The organism is Halomonas sp. ND22Bw (assembly GCF_003011945.1).
Classification (GTDB): Bacteria; Pseudomonadota; Gammaproteobacteria; order Pseudomonadales; family Halomonadaceae; genus Halomonas; species Halomonas halophila.
This window is the reverse complement of sequence record NZ_PXWD01000446.1, coordinates 1-334: the sequence shown is the minus strand read 5'-3', so window position 1 is coordinate 334 and position 334 is coordinate 1. Positions and strand designations below refer to the sequence as shown.

1 pseudogene is annotated in these 334 nt (G+C 71.0%); it reads right to left on the bottom strand.

Annotation, left to right across the window (positions count from 1 at the left end):
- A pseudogene (locus CVH10_RS18865) lies at positions 1-312 on the bottom strand (hypothetical protein); the annotation flags it as partial.
- Positions 313-334 lie beyond the last annotated feature (22 nt).

Here is a 334-nt window from a genome sequence, read left to right as displayed (position 1 = left end):
ACGCCCGTCCTTCGTTGCGTCCGGCACGTGCAGGAAGTCATCCTGCAAGACGGCCCGACGCCAGCACGAGGTGTCGAACGGCGCCCCCAGCCCGCCGAGCCCGACCTCCGCCTTGAGGAACTGGCGTCCCTCGCCGACGAACGCCACGGCCGCCATCGGCGTGCCGCAGATCTCGGCCGCCAGCGCGGCAACATCGTCGAAGCCCTGCTCGCGCGGCGTATCGAGGATGCCGTAAGCATCGAGGGTGGCCAGCCGCGTGCACTCTGTCCATGGCGGTCGGGACTGCCCAGGCAGCGCGTTCGGTTCCGTCACGGCGACGCCACCGTCAGACGGC